Source organism: Petrotoga sp. SL27 (genome assembly GCF_002924605.1).
Lineage (GTDB): Bacteria > Thermotogota > Thermotogae > Petrotogales > Petrotogaceae > Petrotoga > Petrotoga sibirica.
Map to the genome: position 1 here is coordinate 113,787 of NZ_JAIP01000011.1, position 15,601 is coordinate 129,387.

Below are 15,601 nucleotides of genomic sequence, written 5' to 3' on the forward strand. Positions count from 1 at the left end.
CCTTATTTACGGTTTGTTTTTTTAAGAATCGATTTCTTCCCACTCGACTAAGTGATGTACGGTTCTTATCATTCCCCTAATTTGCGGATTGTCAGGTTTTATCACCACTTTATCTTTCCTAGTTAAATCTAAAGCATCGAGAGTTGCTAATTGTCTTTTGTTCTTCCCTGCTCTTCCTCTTACTAACTTTATCTTTAGACTTGACATTGCTCATACCCCCTCGTGTGCACCAAAAAATACTTGTTTTACCGATAAATCTCTCAACTTTGCAATTTCTTGAGGAGATCTCAACTTTTTTAATCCGTTGTAAGTGGCTTTAGCTAAATTTAATACGTTTGTCGAACTAATGGCTTTACTTAGAATATTATCTATTCCTGCTAATTCAACAACAGCTCTTACAGCTGAACTGGCTATAACTCCAGTACCCGGCCCTGCAGGGAACAGTAATACAGTGGAAGCATCTTGTTCACCGATTGTTTCGTGAGGAATGGTTCCATTTTTAACAGGAACTTCTATCATATTGTTCTTTGCATTCTCAATTGATTTTCTGATAGCTTGTGGGACTTCTCGGGCATTTCCAATTCCTATTCCTACTTTTCCATTTCGATTGCCTACTACCGAAACTGCACGAAACGAAATGGTTTTTCCACCTTTAGTCACTTTGCTGACCCTTCGAATTTCGATTACTCTTTCTTCTAATTCATTTGCAGCATCAGTAGCTTTTACTTTCTGATCGTTCGGCATAAATTACCAACACCTCCTAAAACTTTAAGCCCATTTCTCTTGCTGCTTCAGCAAGAGCTTTTACTTTTCCGTGGTATTTGTAACCACTTCTATCAAAAACTATTTCTGTTATATCTTTTTCTTTTGCTTTTTCAGCTATGAGTTTTCCTACTTCTTGAGCAGCGTTTTCATCCCAAGTTTTTTCTAATTTTTCTTTAAGTTGTTTTTGGGTTGTTGAAACGGATACCAATGTGACACCTTTAGTATCGTCTATAATTTGAGCGTATATGTGCTTTTGACTTTTAAAGACTGTTAATCTTGGTTTTTCTGGTGTTCCTTTTACTTTTTTTCTTACTCTTAAATGCCTTTTTCGTCTAAGGGCTTTTTTGTCTAATTGTTTTATCATTTTAAAAGGGTCCTCCTTTGAGAAAATATTTTAAACTTTCTTTCCTTCTTTTCTTAAAACACTTTCTCCAATGTATTTTATACCTTTACCACTGTATACGTTAACTTTTCTCAAACTTCTTATTCTTGCAGCGGCTTCTCCAACTTTGTATTTATCTATACCTTTAACCACCACTCTTGTGGGTTGTGGAACCTCTATTGTTATTCCTTCAGGTATGGGAAATTCTACTGGGTTTGAATAACCAATATTCAAAACTAAATTGTTTCCTTGAAGTTGCGCTCTGTATCCAATACCAGAAATCTCCAATTCTTTTTGGTATCCTTCAGTTACACCTTTAATCATGTTTCTCACATGAGATGTGAACGTACCTCTGAGCGCTTTTAATCGCTTTTCGTCTGAACTTCTTTTAACCACGCCTTCTTTTGACTTAATCATTAATTCGTTGTTATCTCTATTAATTTCTAAATATTCGGGTAAATTTAGACTTAATTCACCTTTTTTACCTTTGATTTTTATTGTTTGTCCATCCACAGATAATTCTACACCATCAGGAATAATTGTTGGTTTATCAGCTATTCTCGATTGTGGCATCTAGGCACCTCCTCACCATACATAACAGATTACTTCTCCACCAACTTTTTTCTCTCTTGCTTCTTTATCGGTCATTAGTCCTAAGGACGTTGAGAGTATAGCTATACCTAATCCACCTTTGACCTTTGGTATGTTACGTGTGTTAACATATACTCTTCTTCCACTTTTTGAAACCTTTATGATTCCTTCCATTATAGGTTTTTTTTCTCTTCTAGTTCCTTTGTACTTTAAATAGACTTTGAGTATTCCTTGTTTACCATCGTCTATGAATTTATAATCATTGATAAATCCTTCTTTTTTCATTATTTCTAAAATGTCTCTTTTTAAGTTCGATGCAGGTATTTCTACACTCTCTTTGAACACCGAGTTGGCGTTCCTTATTCTGGTTAGCATATCAGCAACCGGATCGCTCCACATTCTTTTTTCCCTCCTTACCAGCTAGCCTTCTTAACTCCAGGAAGTTTACCTTCTAGAGCTTTTTCTCTGAAACATATCCTGCATAAACCGAATTCTCTGTAAACAGCTCTTGGTCTACCGCAAACTTTACATCTTGAGTAAACTCGTGTTTTATACTTTGGCGTTCTTTGGGATTTTTCTATAAGAGACTTTTTCGCCATTAATTACAACCTCCATTCATGATTTTTGTAATGGGAAACCAAAATATTCTAACAGTTTCCTTGCTTCTTCATCAGTTTTAGCTGTGGTAACAATTGTTATATCCATACCCTGAATTCTATTTATATCATCAGGCCTAATTTCCGGAAAAATTAGTTGTTCTGGAATTCCAAAGGTATAATTACCTCTTCCATCGAAAGAATCAGATGGTAGCCCTCTGAAATCTCTTAATTTTGGTAATACAACATGATTTAATTTATACAAGAAATTATACATTTTCCATCCTCTCAAGGTTACTTTTACACCTATTGGCATTCCTTCCCTAACCTTAAAATTAGCAACACTTTTTTTTGCCTTTGTTATTAAAGCTTTTTGCCCTACTATCTTTGTTAGCTCTTGAGCATGTTTTTCAACAACGGCTCTGTTTCTGGAACCTTCTCCAACTCCCATATTAACAACTATCTTTACAAGTTTTGGTACTTGTAGTTCGTTTTTGTAATTAAATTCTTTCATCATAGAAGGTATTACTACTTCTTTGTATCTGGCTTTTAGAGGTACATACTGAACTTTTTCCATTGATTGTCCTCCTTTTTGCTTCTTCCCTTACATATCCACAAAATTTTTACAATGTTTCAAGAGTTTAAATGAATTAAGATTTTTCTACTATTTCACCACATTTTTTGCAATATCTTACTTTGCTTCCATCTTCAAGAAATTTAAATCCCACTCTAGTTTTTTGATCACAATTTGGACAAACTAACATAACGTTTGAAATATCAATAGGACTGGGTTGCTCGATAATTCCACCTTCCCTCATCTTTTGAGTGGGCCTTTGATGTTTCTTGACAACGCTTACGTTATCTACAATAACTTTGTTTTCCTTTGGAATAACCCTTAAAACTTTGCTTCTTTTTCCTTTATCTTTTCCAGCAATTACCATTACTGTGTCGTCTCTTTTTATTTTATTCATATTTTCACCTCACCAAACTTCTTTTGCTAACGACGCTATCTTGGCGTATCCTTTGTCCCGTACTTCTCTGGCTACTGGACCAAAAACCCTTGTACCTAAAGGTAACTTGTTTTTATCAACCAGTACGGCAGCATTGTCATCGAATCTGATATAAGTTCCATCTTTTCTTTTTATCTCTTTTTTTGTCCTGACGATTACAGCTTGAACCACTTGACCCTTTTTTAAATTCGTGTGAGGTATGGCTTCTCTAACGGAGCATACAACAGTATCTCCTATGGTCCCTTTTGATTTATGAAATCCTCCGAGTACTTTAATAACTCTTAGGACTTTTGCTCCAGAGTTATCAGCGACCCTAATTTTACTCTCTAGTTGTACCATCAACCTCACCTCCAAAGGCTTCTTGTACTTCTTCTTCAACTGAGTCGGGTGTTTCAACTTCTTCCGATAAAATATTTTTTCTTACAATTCTTTTTAAAACAAAAGCCTTTGTTTTGGAAAGCTTTCTAGATTCTTCTATTTCAACAATATCACCAATCTCACATTCGTTGTTTTCGTCATGTGCATGGTATCTTCTAGTTTTTCTAACAAATTTGTGGTATTTGGGATGTTTGGTTAGTCTGTCTGTTTCTACCGTTATCGTTTTGTCCATCGCATTGCTGATAACTTTTCCAGTTATTATCTTTTTAGACATGAAATTTACCTCCTTATTCCGAGTTCCCTTTCTTTGAGGATGGTCTTTATTCGAGCTATATCTTTCTTTACTTGTTTAATACTTGAAGAATTTTTTAGTTGTCCAAGTTCAAGTTGAAACCTCAATTGAAATAATTTTTCCTTCAAATTATTTAATTCTCCATTGAGCTCTTCGTCTGTTAATTCTCTCATCTCAGTTATTCTCATCAGAGCTCCCCTCCTATTTCATATCTTTGAACTATCTTAGTCCTTATCGGTAGTTTGGAGGCGGCATACTCTAATGCCCTTTTTGCAGTTGCTTCATCAACTCCACCTATTTCAAACATTACTCTTCCCTTCTTTACAACCGCTACCCAACCTTCCACATCACCTTTACCTTTTCCTTGCCTTGTTCCAATACCCTTGGAAGTTACGGGTTTATCGGGAAAAATGTTAATCCATATGTTTCCCGTTCTTTTTAAGGTCCTAACCATAGATAACCTACATGCTTCTATCTGTTGTGCAGTTATCCATGAGCTTTCCATCGCTTTTAATCCCCAGTCACCAGAATGTACCAAACTTCCACCTTTTGTCATTCCTCTGACTGTTCCACGTTGTTGTTTTCTATATTTTACTCTTTTAGGCATTAACATTTAGGATTTCCTCCTTTTTTACCATTTCTACAGTCTTTAACTTGCTTTAGCACTCTTTAGCCTGGTAGCCCGCCCAAAGGAGTAGGAGGACTGTAGGAAAGATTATTTAAGTGGTGTATCACCATCATAGACCCAAACCTTTATCCCTATGGTACCGTATTTAGTTTGAGAATGAACGACCGCATAATCAATGTTTGATCTCAAGGTTTGAAGAGGTAATCTTCCTTCCATATACCATTCGGTTCTTGCTATTTCTGCACCACCAAGCCTTCCAGAAACCATAATTTTCACGCCTTTAGCGCCTCGTCTCATAGCGTTGGTTATAGCTTTTTTCATAGCAACTTTGTGTGAAACCCTTCTTTGGAGTTGACCCGATACATCTTCAGCTATGAGTTGAGCGTCGACGTAAGGATTTTTTACTTCTTGAGCGTAGATCTTAACATTTTTATCCCCTACTATGTTTTTCAAATCATCTCTAATTTTTTTTATTTCTGCGCCTTTTCGTCCAATCAAAATTCCTAGTCTTGCACTATAGATATCTATTCTTATTAACGAATCACTAGGTCTTTCAATTAATATCTCTGAAATCCCAGCAGCTCCGTAATTTGATTTTAGATAATTTCTTATCTTTTCATCTTCATGTAAATAATCAGAATAATTCTTTTCGTTAAACCATACAGATTTCCAATTTTTGTTGTTCCCTAGCCTAAAACCGGTTGGGTGTACTTTTGATCCCACATATTTCACCTCACTTTATTTATCGGCACTTTTGTCTCTCACGGTTATATAAATATGGCTCATTCTTTTTTGAAGAATATCTGCTCTTCCATGAGACCTTGGCCATAATCTTTTTAGTCTAGGACCTTCATTCACCATTATTTCAGAAACATAGAGATTTTCAGCGTTTAATCCAAAATTATTCTCAGCATTGGCAATAGCCGACATCAAAGTTTTGTATAGTATACGTGCGGATTTTTTTGGACTAAAAGTGAGTATTTGAAGTGCTTCACTTATGTCTTTATTCCTTATTGAGTTTGCCATGGATCTAACTTTTTTAGGTGATATTCTTACGTATTTTGTAACTGCTCTAGCTTCAACAATTGGTTCAGAGGCTTCTTTCTCTTTTCTTAATCTGTGATATACAGATCTTTTTACTTTTCTACCGTCTTGTTGAACTCTGGAAACATTAGTATTAGTAGCCATAAACTACCCTCCTCAACCTTGCTTTACTATCTTTCCTTTAACTGCCTTTTTGTCTGGATGTCCTCCAAACCTTCTAGTTGGAGAAAATTCGCCCAATCTATGACCGATCATTTGTTCAGTTATATAAACCGGTATGTGTTTCATTCCGTTATGAACCGCTATTGTGTGCCCAACCATTTCTGGTAGGATCATCGAGGCCCTTGACCAAGTTTTAATAACCTTTTTTTCACCTTTTTCGTTCATCTCTCTGATCTTTTTGATAAGACTTGGATGAACATATGGACCTTTCTTTAAAGATCTTCCCACCTACTGCACCTCCTTGCTTTTTCTGTTTAGTGCCTTTAGAAATTCTAAAGCTTCTTTCAGTGCCCCTTCGCCCTGCAGCCCGCCCACAAGGCTAAAAATACTTACTTTACTCTTCTTCTTACGATAAATTTATCGGATTGTTTTTTCCCTCTTCTTGTTTTATACCCTTTAGCAGGGGTGCCCCATGGAGATTTAGGAATGTGACCTTTACTTCTACCTTCTCCACCACCCATTGGGTGGTCTACTGGATTTTGCACCATACCTCTTACCTTGGGCCTTCGTCCCAACCATCTGGTTTTTCCGGCTTTACCGTAAACTTCGTTGGAATGGTCTTCGTTGCTTACTACACCAATGGTAGCCATGCAACTTAAGCGAACCCTTCTCAACTCAGTAGAAGGCATTTTTAAAAGTGCATATTTACCTTCTTTAGCCATTAACTGAGCATAAGTCCCTGCAGATTTTGCTATTTTTCCACCTCTGCCTGGTTCAAATTCTATGTTGTGTACAAGCGTTCCTAAAGGAATATTCTCCAAAGGTAGGCAATTACCAACTTTGATTTCAGCATTTGCACCACTCATTACAGTTTCTCCAACTTTTAATCCCTTAGGAGCTAATATATACCTTTTTTCTCCATCGGCGTATACTAATAGAGCTATCCTCGCGCTTCTGTTAGGATCGTATTCTATTGAGGCAACTTTTGCAGGGATATTTACTTTATTTCTTTTAAAGTCGATTACTCTGTATTTTCTTTTATGCCCACCACCACGATGCCTCATTGTAACTCGACCATAATGGTTCCTTCCACCTGTTTTTTTCAATGGTTCCAGTAAACTTTTTTCAGGTTTGACTTTTGATAATTCAGAAAAATCAGAAGTCGACATATATCTTCGTGAAGGTGTTACGGGTTTGTATTGTTTTAACGCCATTATTTATTCACCTCTCCTACAAACTGCCTTGCAATTCTCTTATAACGTAACCTTCTCCTAATTTAACTATTGCTTTTTTCCATCCTCTGGTATACCCTTCACTTCTTCCCATTCTTTTTGGTTTGGGTTTCATATTCATTACATACACTTTTTTTACTTTAACTTTGAATATTGTTTCGATGGCTTCCTTTATTTCTGGTTTAGTAGCATTTTTTGCAACTTCAAATGTGTATTTTCGTTCTTGCATAAGAGAATAGGTTTTTTCTGTTAAGATCGGCCCGGTAATAATATCGTAAGCTTTTTGAAGCTCCATTAGCCGATCACCTCCTCGATTTTATTCACCATTTCTTTGGTAAGTACAATTTTTTCATTGTTTATTAAATCAAATACATTTAAACCGTCGACATTCTTTTTATTTTGACCAGGGTTATCCGCTATAATCACTTTCACCTTTGGCAAATTCCTTGCAGACAATTTGAAGTTTTCGTATGGTTCCTGGTTATAAGGTAATAAAAATAAGACCTTTTTACTTTCCATACCAAATTTGCCCAAAATATTTTTTACATCTTTCGTTCTCGGCTTTTCAAATTTAACATCATCTAAGACAATTAAATTATTTTCTTTATACCTGATACTTAAGGCAGACTTTAAAGCTAGTCTTTTCATTTTTTTGTTGAGGTCTTTGTGAAATTCCCTGGGTTTTGGCCCAAAAGCTACTCCACCGTGTCGGAAAAGAGGGGATCTAATAGATCCGGCTCTTGCTCTACCCAAATGCTTTTGAGGCCACGGTTTTCGGCCTCCTCCTCTAACTTCACTTCTAGTCTTAGTAGAAGCTGTCCCTGCCCTTTTGTTGGTTAATTGCATATCAACGTACCTATATAGTACATCCATATTTGGTTCAATGTTAAAGATTTCATCTTTTAGATCTAACGTTCCAACTTTTTCATTTTGAATATTGTATACATCTATCTGTGACATTTCCTAATAGACCTCCTTACTTCGTTTTTGGGCGCATTGCCTTAACGGCTTCTCTTATTGTTACCAATCCGCCCCTCGCTCCTGGAACTCCGCCTTTGACCGCTATTATATTGTTTTGTACATCAATGTAAACTACTTCTGAGTTTTGAATGGTTACCCTTTCATTTCCATATTGACCGGGCATCTTTTTCCCTTTGAATACCTTTGAAGGATAAGTGGCCATTCCTGTTGATCCCAGACCTCTATGAAATTTTGAGCCGTGTGAATTTTCTCCACCTCTAAAATTCCATCTTTTCATGACACCTGAGTATCCTCGACCTTTTGATTTCCCTATTAAATCAATCTTTTCTCCTTCAGAAAAAATGGACACATCGATTTTTTGTCCAATTTCGTAATCATCTACATTATCTACTCTAAATTCTCTTAAATACCTTAAAGGTTGCACTTGTGCCTTTTTGAAATGACCCATCAACGGTTTGTTTGCTTTTCTTTCCGGTATCTCTTCAAAACCTATCTGAATAGCGTTGTATCCATCTGTTGCTACGGTTTTCTTTTGAACTACCACACATGGTCCAGCTTTGATGACTGTCACCGGGATGGCTTTTTCATCTTTAAAAATTCGAGTCATTCCAACTTTTTTTCCTAAAATACCTTTCATTTTTTCACCTCCAGAGCCCGAATGATATCTGTATTAATTTTTTAAAAATTATAATGGCATCATGCCTTTATGTCTACGGATACTCCCGCTGGAATGTTGACTTTCAACAGTTTAGTAACCGTCTCGGGTGAAGCATTGTAGATATATATCACTCTTTTATGAACAATTTTTTCAAATTGTTCCATTGAATAAGAATATTTGTGTGGGGATCTTATAACCGAATACACAGTTCTCTTATTTGGTAATGGAATAGGGCCAGAAACTTTAGCTTCTGTATCTTTTACGGCATCTATGATTTTTTTGGACGATTCGTCTAGTAACCTATGATCGTATCCTTTTAGCCTTATTTTTATGTAGTTATTACCGGCCATAATTTTTTTAAAAACCTCCTTTGAACTCATTAGTAAGGGGAGCTGAAGCTCCCCGTACAATAAGACTTCCAAATTTATTATTCGATTATTTCTGTAACAACACCTGCTCCTACGGTCCTTCCACCTTCTCTTATAGCAAATCTCATTCCTGCTTCGAGAGCTACAGGGTAGATTAATTCTACTGTCATATTGATATTGTCGCCTGGCATTACCATCTCTGCTCCACTGGAAAATTCTACCAGAGTTCCAGTAACGTCGGCTGTCCTAATATAAAATTGAGGTCTGTAACCTTTGGTAAAGGGTGTATGTCTTCCTCCCTCTTCCTTTTTCAATACGTAAACCTCAGCCTTGAATTTTTTATGTGGGGTGATTGAACCAGGAGCAGCAAGAACCTGACCTCTTTTTACTTCATCTTTTTCTATACCTCTTAAGAGACATCCTACGTTGTCTCCAGCTTCACCTTCATCCAGTATCTTTCTAAACATCTCAACACCAGTTACAACAGTCTTTTTTGTTTCATAACTCAAACCAATTATTTCAATTTGATCTCCGGTGTGGACAACACCTCTTTCGATTCTTCCAGTAACAACCGTTCCCCTTCCAGTAATGCTGAAAATATCTTCTATGGGCATTAAGAAAGGCTTGTCAATTTCTCTTACTGGATCTGGAAAGTAAGAATCAACCGCATCCATAAGTTCATATATCTTTTGTGTCCAAGGACCATCTGGGTTATTTTCTTCCAATGCCTTTAAGGCTGAGCCTCTAATAACTGGAACTTCATCTCCGGGAAATTCATAGCTACTTAGGAGATCTCTAACTTCCATTTCTACTAAGTCTACTAATTCTTCGTCATCTACCATGTCAACTTTGTTTATAAAAACAGTTATAGCTGGAACGTTAACCTGTCTTGCTAACAAAACATGTTCCCTTGTTTGTGGCATAACACCATCAGTTGCAGCGACAACCAAAATAGCTCCATCCATTTGCGCAGCCCCAGTTATCATGTTTTTTATATAGTCCGCGTGACCTGGACAATCTATATGTGCATAATGCCTTTTTTCTGTTTGATATTCAACGTGTGAAACGTTGATGGTGATTCCTCTTGCTTTTTCTTCGGGAGCTTTATCTATCATTTCAAAAGGTGTGAAATCTGCTCCACCTTTGTAAGATAAAGCCTTGGTTATAGCAGCGGTTAAAGTTGTTTTCCCGTGATCAATATGACCGATAGTCCCTACGTTCATGTGAGTCTTTGCCCTAACAAACTTCTCTTTAGCCATTGTTCTATCTCCTCCTTGTAAATTATATTATCCAACTTATTCTCTGCTTAAGAGTTTTTGTGTTACTTGCTCCGGAACTTCCTCGTAATGAGAAAATTGAATAGAACTTGTTGCTCTTCCTTGAGAAAGAGATCTCATTATAGTGGCATATCCAAATAATTCTGATAATGGAACATAGGCATGTACTACTCTGGTGTTCGTTCCTCCAACGTTTTCGAAACTTTCTATTCTTCCTCTTCTTGAGCTTAAATCTGCAATTATATCCCCCATATATTCTTCAGGAGTTGTAACATCAACTTTCATGACTGGCTCTAACAAAACGGGTTTGGCTTTTTTTACAGCATCTTTAAAAGCCATGGATGCGGCTATTTTAAAGGCCATTTCTGAAGAGTCAACTTCATGGTAGGAACCGTCAAAAACTTCCACTTTAACAGCAACCATTGGATACCCTAATAAGACACCATCTAGCATACTTTCTTTTATACCATTCTCTATGGCTGGTATATACTCTTTTGGTATGACTCCTCCTACTATTTTATCTATAAATTCGAATTCTTTTTCACTATTCAGAGGCAACGGTTCAACTCTAAGTTTAACATGCCCATACTGTCCTCGTCCTCCCGTTTGCCTAATATATTTTCCTTCAGCTTCGGCTGGGAGTTTGATCGTTTCTTTGTATGCCACACGCGGTTGGCCTACTTTAACGTTTACCTTGTATTCTCTTTTAATTCTCTCAATGATAATATCTAAGTGCAATTCTCCCATTCCGGATAATATGGTTTCTCCGGTTTCATGATCAACAAAACTTCTTAAACTTGGGTCTTCCTCTGTTAAAGCATTAAGAGCTTTCCCCAATTTGGCTTCATCATTTTTGGTTTCAGGCTCTATGGAAACCGAAATAACGGGTTCTGGAAACTCCAGTTTTTCTAAAACCATGTTATTTTCTTTATCTGAAAGTGTATCCCCGGTAGAAGTATCCTTTAAACCAATTAATCCAACAATGTCTCCAGCCCTTATGTAATCAACTTCTTCCCTCTTGTCAGCATGAAGAAAAACAAGTCTAGCTACCCTTTCTGTTTTATTTTTAGTCGTATTGACTACATAACTGCCCTTCTTTAAAGTTCCTGAATAGACTCTTGCAAAAGTTAACTTACCAATAAATGGGTCAGCCATAATCTTGAAAGCTAACGCAAAAAAATCTTCGTTTTCAGATGGAAGAATGTCTTTTACAAACTCCCCCGTCATTCCATCGAATGCCTTAACAGGGGGCATGTCTAGGGGCGAAGGAAGATAATCAATAACTGCATCCAATAATGGTTGAACACCTTTGTTTTTAAAGGAGCTCCCACAAAGAACGGGCACTATTTTGTTTTGAATGGTTGATTTCCTTATCGCTTCTTTTAATTTATCCAATGGAATTTCTTCTTCTTCTATATAAAGTTCCATTATGTCTTCATCAACTTCTGCAATTGTGGAAATTAAATCCTCTCTCTTCGATTCACAAAAATCTATTAAATCGGGCGGAATACTCTTTTTCTCAATTATTTGACCATTTTCATCTGTCCAATAAAGTGCTTCCATAGTTAGTAAATCAACTACACCTTCAAAATCTGCCTCAGAACCTATTGGAACTTGCAACGCTACAGGATTAGCCCCCAATTTAGCCTTCATTGTTTGGATAGCGTTAAAAAAATTTGCCCCAATTTTATCCATTTTATTCATAAAGGCAATTCTTGGCACTTGGTATCTATCAGCTTGCCTCCAGACTGTTTCAGATTGTGGTTCAACCCCAACTTGAGCGTCAAAAATGGCAATAGCACCATCTAAAACACGTAATGATCTTTCAACCTCAACTGTAAAATCAACGTGGCCTGGTGTATCAATTATATTTATCCTATGATCCTTCCAAAAGGCAGAAGTTGCCGCAGAGGTTATGGTAATCCCTCTTTCTTTTTCTTGATCCATCCAATCCGTTTCAGTTGTACCTTCATCAACATTTCCTAATTTGTGTTTTGTCCCCGTATAAAACAAAATTCTTTCGGTAGTAGTTGTTTTTCCTGCATCTATATGGGCAACTATTCCTATATTTCTTATTTTTTCTATGGGGTATAATCTTTCTTTCAAAACAATCCCTCCTACTAAACTGCTATACTACCATCTGAAATGTGCAAAAGCTCTATTCGCTTCAGCCATCCTGTGAACGTCTTCTTTCTTTTTTACGGCAGGTCCCGTATTGTTATACGCGTCTATCAGTTCTTGAGATAATTTACTAATCATATCTCTTCCTTTTTTTGATTGTGCCGAAGTAACTATCCATCTTATAGCTAAAGAAGTAGCTCTATTTTCAGGTACCTCAAAAGGTACTTGATATGTTGAACCTCCGACCCTTCTTGATCTGACTTCTACTAAAGGTTTAACATTATCTATAGCTTTATGAAAAGCCTCTATGGGATCTTCTTTTGTAGCTTCAGCCAATTTTTGCAAAGAAGAATACACTATTTCTCGAGCTAAAGATTTTTTCCCATCATACATCAATCTATTTATAAATTTAGAAAGTAAAACATCTCCATAAACGGGATCTGGAACTATGTTTCTTTTTTCAGCAGTTCTTCTTCTCATTCAGTAAAGAGCCTCCTTATTAAGCCTTTGGTTTTTTGGTACCGTATTTGCTTCTACCTTGTTTTCTACCTTCAACACCAGCAGCGTCCAAAGTTCCTCTGATTATCTTATACCTTACACCAGGTAAATCTTTTACCCTTCCACCTCTTACCAAAACGTTAGAATGTTCTTGTAGATTATGACCTTCTCCAGGTATATAACAAGTTACTTCAATTCCATTCGATAGTTTAACCCTTGCAATCTTCCTTAAAGCTGAATTAGGTTTTTTCGGGGTCATAGTTGATACCCTTACACAAACACCCCGTTTTTGAGGGTTACCACGTAATGCAGGAGATTTGGTCTTTTTCTTTATAGATTTTCTTCCATGTCTTATTAATTGATTAATCGTTGGCACTTAGATTTCTCTCATTTCAAGGGAAGCCAATATAATAATGCCCTCAAAAATGAGAGTTCACCTCCTTCTGATTTATTTTAATTTATTATTGTTATAATATGTGGGATTCATATATTTAAAGAAACAGGAAAACGTCAGTGAATATTTTACATTATTAGACCTTAATTAAAAATTAATTAAATATAACAATTTGAATAATTTACTGTTATTTATAACCGATTTTCAAAAGATTGACCATTTCCTCTGGAATTTTTTTGATAAAGTCGTTTTCTTTTTTAACAAAATAAAACGAATTTTTTAGATAAGGGTTGGTTGTACCAGTCAATTGTTTCAAAATGTATAATTCATTCTTTGCCCTTGTTATGGCAACATAGAAGAGTCTTTCTTCTTCTTCTAATTTTTGTTCCTTAATTGCAAGACCGTTGGGAAAATCTCCCGGATTCACCGATATGAGAATAACTACTTTCCACTCCAACCCCTTTGCCCCATGAATCGTTGTTAGAGTCAACTTATTTTCATCTTTATCTTTGTTAGAAGCCATTACCCCTATCTCTTCGCTAAGCGTCAAATCTTCTATAAAAGCATTCACGGATTCGTATCGACTGGCAATTTCACTAAATCTTTCAATATCCATGTTCCTTGATTTTGAATCCGTAAAAGTTAAGAAGGAATATTCTTGGTAGAAATCCTGATAAACGATATCTATCAACTTGTCAGGAGTACTTTCTTTCTTTTCAAAAAGTTTTGTCAATAATTCAAGGGGTGTTTTGAATTTATTTATTTCAGTTTCTTTCAATATATTTGAGATGTTATCCTGTTCTTCATTTGTTTTGGTTTCTAACTGTTCATAAATCCTAGTTGCTGTTTTGTTACCAATTCCAGGGAATAATTTTAAAACTCTCATCCATGAAATCTTATCTAAAGGATTGTTTAATATCTTTAAAAAAGCTAATATGTCTTTAATATGGGCGGTTTCGATGAATCTCAACCCAGATAGTATTCTGTAAGGAATCCCTTTTGAATCCAATTTTTGTTGTAATACCATTGATAACGAATGTGATCTATATAGTACAGCGATATCTTTGTACTCTAAACCTTCGCTTAATTTATCTTCTATGATTTTGACTACGGCATCGGCTTGTTCTAAATCGTCAAAAGTTTCCACAACAAAAGGTTTTAAATAACTTTTTCTTTTAGGTTTGAGGACTTTAGGAACAGAGTTGGATGGTATTAGATGATTAATAAAACCTACTATATCAGAGGTACTTCTATAATTACTTTGTATTTTGAAAACTTTTGTTCTCTCATCTTCAATGAAATCTTTTATGTTTTTAAATAAAGCCCCTCTGAAGGAATATATGCTTTGGGAATCGTCTCCAACAACTATCAAATTCCCATGAACCGAGGATAAAGCCTCAACCAATTCGATTTGAATTTTGTTGGTATCTTGAAATTCGTCAACTAAAACATATTTAAATTGGCTCGAACACTTAGTTAGTATTTCTGGATGAGTTTTGAATAAAACTAAAGTATTTACTAATAGATCGTCATAGTCCATCGCGTTCATATCTTTTTTTAACTGGGCATATATACCCCAGATTTGTTCAATATCTCTTTCAAAATTCAACAAATAGGGGGCTCTTTCAAGTATTGATTCTCTTAAAGAGGTCAATGTGTTACATGAGTAACTTATAATTTTCATTATTACTTCTTCTTTGGGAAGTTTGTAATTATCACTGATTTCTTTGATGTACTCACTTTTAGCCATTTTCAATAAATCTTTTGAATCTTCTTTGTCGAGAATGCTGAAATTATTTTTGTAATCTAAAATTGTGGCATACTTTCTGAGAATAGAATTACACACATGATGAAATGTACCCGCGAGCATTTTGTCCATGTTTCTGTTAGTTACATTCTTTACTCTTTCGATCATTTCCCTTGCTGCAGCTCTAGTGAACGTGACTAGCAAAATATTTTCAGGTTCGACTCCATTATTCAACAAATACGCTATTTTATAGGTTATTACTCGAGTTTTTCCCGAGCCTGGACCTGCAACTATTATCGATCTTCCTTCTGATTTTATAACAGCTTCTTTTTGCTCCTCATCTAACTCATTTTCGAATAAAGATGACAGGCTTCCGCCCCTTAAGGAGGGGAACCTTTCCTTGACCCCGTTCGGGGTGTTCTTTTTCCCCAAAAAAAGGAAATCATTCCCCTTATTTTTCTCCATGCATTTACACTC

Annotated in this window: 25 protein-coding genes; all 25 read right to left on the bottom strand. The window is 36.0% G+C overall.

What is annotated here, in order from left to right:
- Positions 1-21: 21 nt before the first annotated feature.
- Positions 22-207 carry a 50S ribosomal protein L30 gene (rpmD, locus tag AD60_RS04095; protein WP_103066425.1) on the bottom strand — a complete coding sequence of 62 codons (186 nt, stop codon included), beginning with the start codon at positions 205-207 and terminating at the stop codon, positions 22-24.
- A gap of 3 nt (positions 208-210) precedes the next feature.
- Positions 211-744, bottom strand: coding sequence for a 30S ribosomal protein S5 (rpsE, locus tag AD60_RS04100; RefSeq protein WP_103876393.1), 534 nt, complete (start codon positions 742-744; stop codon positions 211-213).
- A gap of 16 nt (positions 745-760) precedes the next feature.
- On the bottom strand, positions 761-1,129 hold the full coding sequence (gene rplR / locus AD60_RS04105; protein WP_103876394.1) for a 50S ribosomal protein L18: 369 nt from the start codon (positions 1,127-1,129) through the stop codon (positions 761-763).
- Positions 1,130-1,159: 30 nt separating this feature from the next.
- Positions 1,160-1,720 carry a 50S ribosomal protein L6 gene (gene rplF / locus AD60_RS04110; protein WP_103876395.1) on the bottom strand — a complete coding sequence of 187 codons (561 nt, stop codon included), beginning with the start codon at positions 1,718-1,720 and terminating at the stop codon, positions 1,160-1,162.
- Positions 1,721-1,732: 12 nt separating this feature from the next.
- Positions 1,733-2,137, bottom strand: a complete 405-nt coding sequence (rpsH, locus tag AD60_RS04115; RefSeq protein ID WP_103876396.1) for a 30S ribosomal protein S8 — start codon at positions 2,135-2,137, stop codon at positions 1,733-1,735.
- A 14-nt stretch (positions 2,138-2,151) separates the two neighbouring features.
- The gene (locus tag AD60_RS04120) at positions 2,152-2,337 is read right to left on the bottom strand and encodes a type Z 30S ribosomal protein S14 (protein ID WP_103876397.1); all 186 of its coding nucleotides are present in this window, start codon (positions 2,335-2,337) and stop codon (positions 2,152-2,154) included.
- A gap of 16 nt (positions 2,338-2,353) precedes the next feature.
- The gene (gene rplE / locus AD60_RS04125) at positions 2,354-2,911 is read right to left on the bottom strand and encodes a 50S ribosomal protein L5 (RefSeq protein ID WP_103876398.1); all 558 of its coding nucleotides are present in this window, start codon (positions 2,909-2,911) and stop codon (positions 2,354-2,356) included.
- A 73-nt stretch (positions 2,912-2,984) separates the two neighbouring features.
- The gene (rplX, locus tag AD60_RS04130) at positions 2,985-3,305 is read right to left on the bottom strand and encodes a 50S ribosomal protein L24 (protein WP_103876399.1); all 321 of its coding nucleotides are present in this window, start codon (positions 3,303-3,305) and stop codon (positions 2,985-2,987) included.
- A gap of 9 nt (positions 3,306-3,314) precedes the next feature.
- Entirely contained in the window at positions 3,315-3,683 is a 369-nt protein-coding gene (gene rplN, locus AD60_RS04135) for a 50S ribosomal protein L14 (RefSeq protein WP_103876400.1), read from the bottom strand.
- Positions 3,664-3,996 (bottom strand): 30S ribosomal protein S17, encoded by a 333-nt coding sequence (rpsQ, locus tag AD60_RS04140; RefSeq protein WP_103876401.1) that lies wholly within the window; start codon positions 3,994-3,996, stop codon positions 3,664-3,666. The genes rplN and rpsQ overlap by 20 nt, the downstream gene beginning before the upstream one ends.
- A 5-nt stretch (positions 3,997-4,001) precedes the next feature.
- Positions 4,002-4,202: a 50S ribosomal protein L29 gene (gene rpmC / locus AD60_RS04145; RefSeq protein WP_103876402.1), complete on the bottom strand. Its 201-nt coding sequence runs from the start codon at positions 4,200-4,202 to the stop codon at positions 4,002-4,004.
- Complete coding sequence (gene rplP / locus AD60_RS04150; RefSeq protein WP_103066436.1) at positions 4,202-4,627, bottom strand: 50S ribosomal protein L16; 426 nt, start codon at positions 4,625-4,627, stop codon at positions 4,202-4,204. The genes rpmC and rplP overlap by 1 nt, the downstream gene beginning before the upstream one ends.
- A 102-nt stretch (positions 4,628-4,729) precedes the next feature.
- Positions 4,730-5,365: a 30S ribosomal protein S3 gene (gene rpsC / locus AD60_RS04155; RefSeq protein ID WP_103876403.1), complete on the bottom strand. Its 636-nt coding sequence runs from the start codon at positions 5,363-5,365 to the stop codon at positions 4,730-4,732.
- 15 nt (positions 5,366-5,380) lie between these two features.
- Positions 5,381-5,830, bottom strand: coding sequence for a 50S ribosomal protein L22 (gene rplV, locus AD60_RS04160; RefSeq protein WP_103876404.1), 450 nt, complete (start codon positions 5,828-5,830; stop codon positions 5,381-5,383).
- Between the two features lie 12 nt (positions 5,831-5,842).
- Positions 5,843-6,136 (bottom strand): 30S ribosomal protein S19, encoded by a 294-nt coding sequence (rpsS, locus tag AD60_RS04165; protein ID WP_103876405.1) that lies wholly within the window; start codon positions 6,134-6,136, stop codon positions 5,843-5,845.
- A 101-nt stretch (positions 6,137-6,237) separates the two neighbouring features.
- Positions 6,238-7,062, bottom strand: a complete 825-nt coding sequence (rplB, locus tag AD60_RS04170; RefSeq protein WP_103876406.1) for a 50S ribosomal protein L2 — start codon at positions 7,060-7,062, stop codon at positions 6,238-6,240.
- A gap of 16 nt (positions 7,063-7,078) precedes the next feature.
- Positions 7,079-7,375: a 50S ribosomal protein L23 gene (rplW, locus tag AD60_RS04175; RefSeq protein ID WP_103876407.1), complete on the bottom strand. Its 297-nt coding sequence runs from the start codon at positions 7,373-7,375 to the stop codon at positions 7,079-7,081.
- Positions 7,375-8,040, bottom strand: a complete 666-nt coding sequence (gene rplD, locus AD60_RS04180) for a 50S ribosomal protein L4 (protein WP_103876408.1) — start codon at positions 8,038-8,040, stop codon at positions 7,375-7,377. The genes rplW and rplD overlap by 1 nt, the downstream gene beginning before the upstream one ends.
- 16 nt (positions 8,041-8,056) lie before the next feature.
- Positions 8,057-8,698 carry a 50S ribosomal protein L3 gene (gene rplC / locus AD60_RS04185; RefSeq protein ID WP_103876409.1) on the bottom strand — a complete coding sequence of 214 codons (642 nt, stop codon included), beginning with the start codon at positions 8,696-8,698 and terminating at the stop codon, positions 8,057-8,059.
- Between the two features lie 59 nt (positions 8,699-8,757).
- Entirely contained in the window at positions 8,758-9,069 is a 312-nt protein-coding gene (rpsJ, locus tag AD60_RS04190; protein ID WP_103876410.1) for a 30S ribosomal protein S10, read from the bottom strand.
- 77 nt (positions 9,070-9,146) lie between these two features.
- Positions 9,147-10,346: an elongation factor Tu gene (gene tuf / locus AD60_RS04195; protein ID WP_103876411.1), complete on the bottom strand. Its 1,200-nt coding sequence runs from the start codon at positions 10,344-10,346 to the stop codon at positions 9,147-9,149.
- Positions 10,347-10,382: 36 nt separating this feature from the next.
- The gene (fusA, locus tag AD60_RS04200) at positions 10,383-12,470 is read right to left on the bottom strand and encodes an elongation factor G (protein ID WP_103876412.1); all 2,088 of its coding nucleotides are present in this window, start codon (positions 12,468-12,470) and stop codon (positions 10,383-10,385) included.
- Positions 12,471-12,497: 27 nt separating this feature from the next.
- Positions 12,498-12,965 (bottom strand): 30S ribosomal protein S7, encoded by a 468-nt coding sequence (gene rpsG, locus AD60_RS04205; RefSeq protein WP_103876413.1) that lies wholly within the window; start codon positions 12,963-12,965, stop codon positions 12,498-12,500.
- Between the two features lie 19 nt (positions 12,966-12,984).
- Complete coding sequence (gene rpsL, locus AD60_RS04210; RefSeq protein ID WP_103876414.1) at positions 12,985-13,359, bottom strand: 30S ribosomal protein S12; 375 nt, start codon at positions 13,357-13,359, stop codon at positions 12,985-12,987.
- A gap of 205 nt (positions 13,360-13,564) precedes the next feature.
- A complete protein-coding gene (locus AD60_RS04215) occupies positions 13,565-15,589 on the bottom strand; it encodes an ATP-dependent helicase (protein WP_103876415.1) in 2,025 nt (674 codons plus the stop codon).
- Positions 15,590-15,601 lie beyond the last annotated feature (12 nt).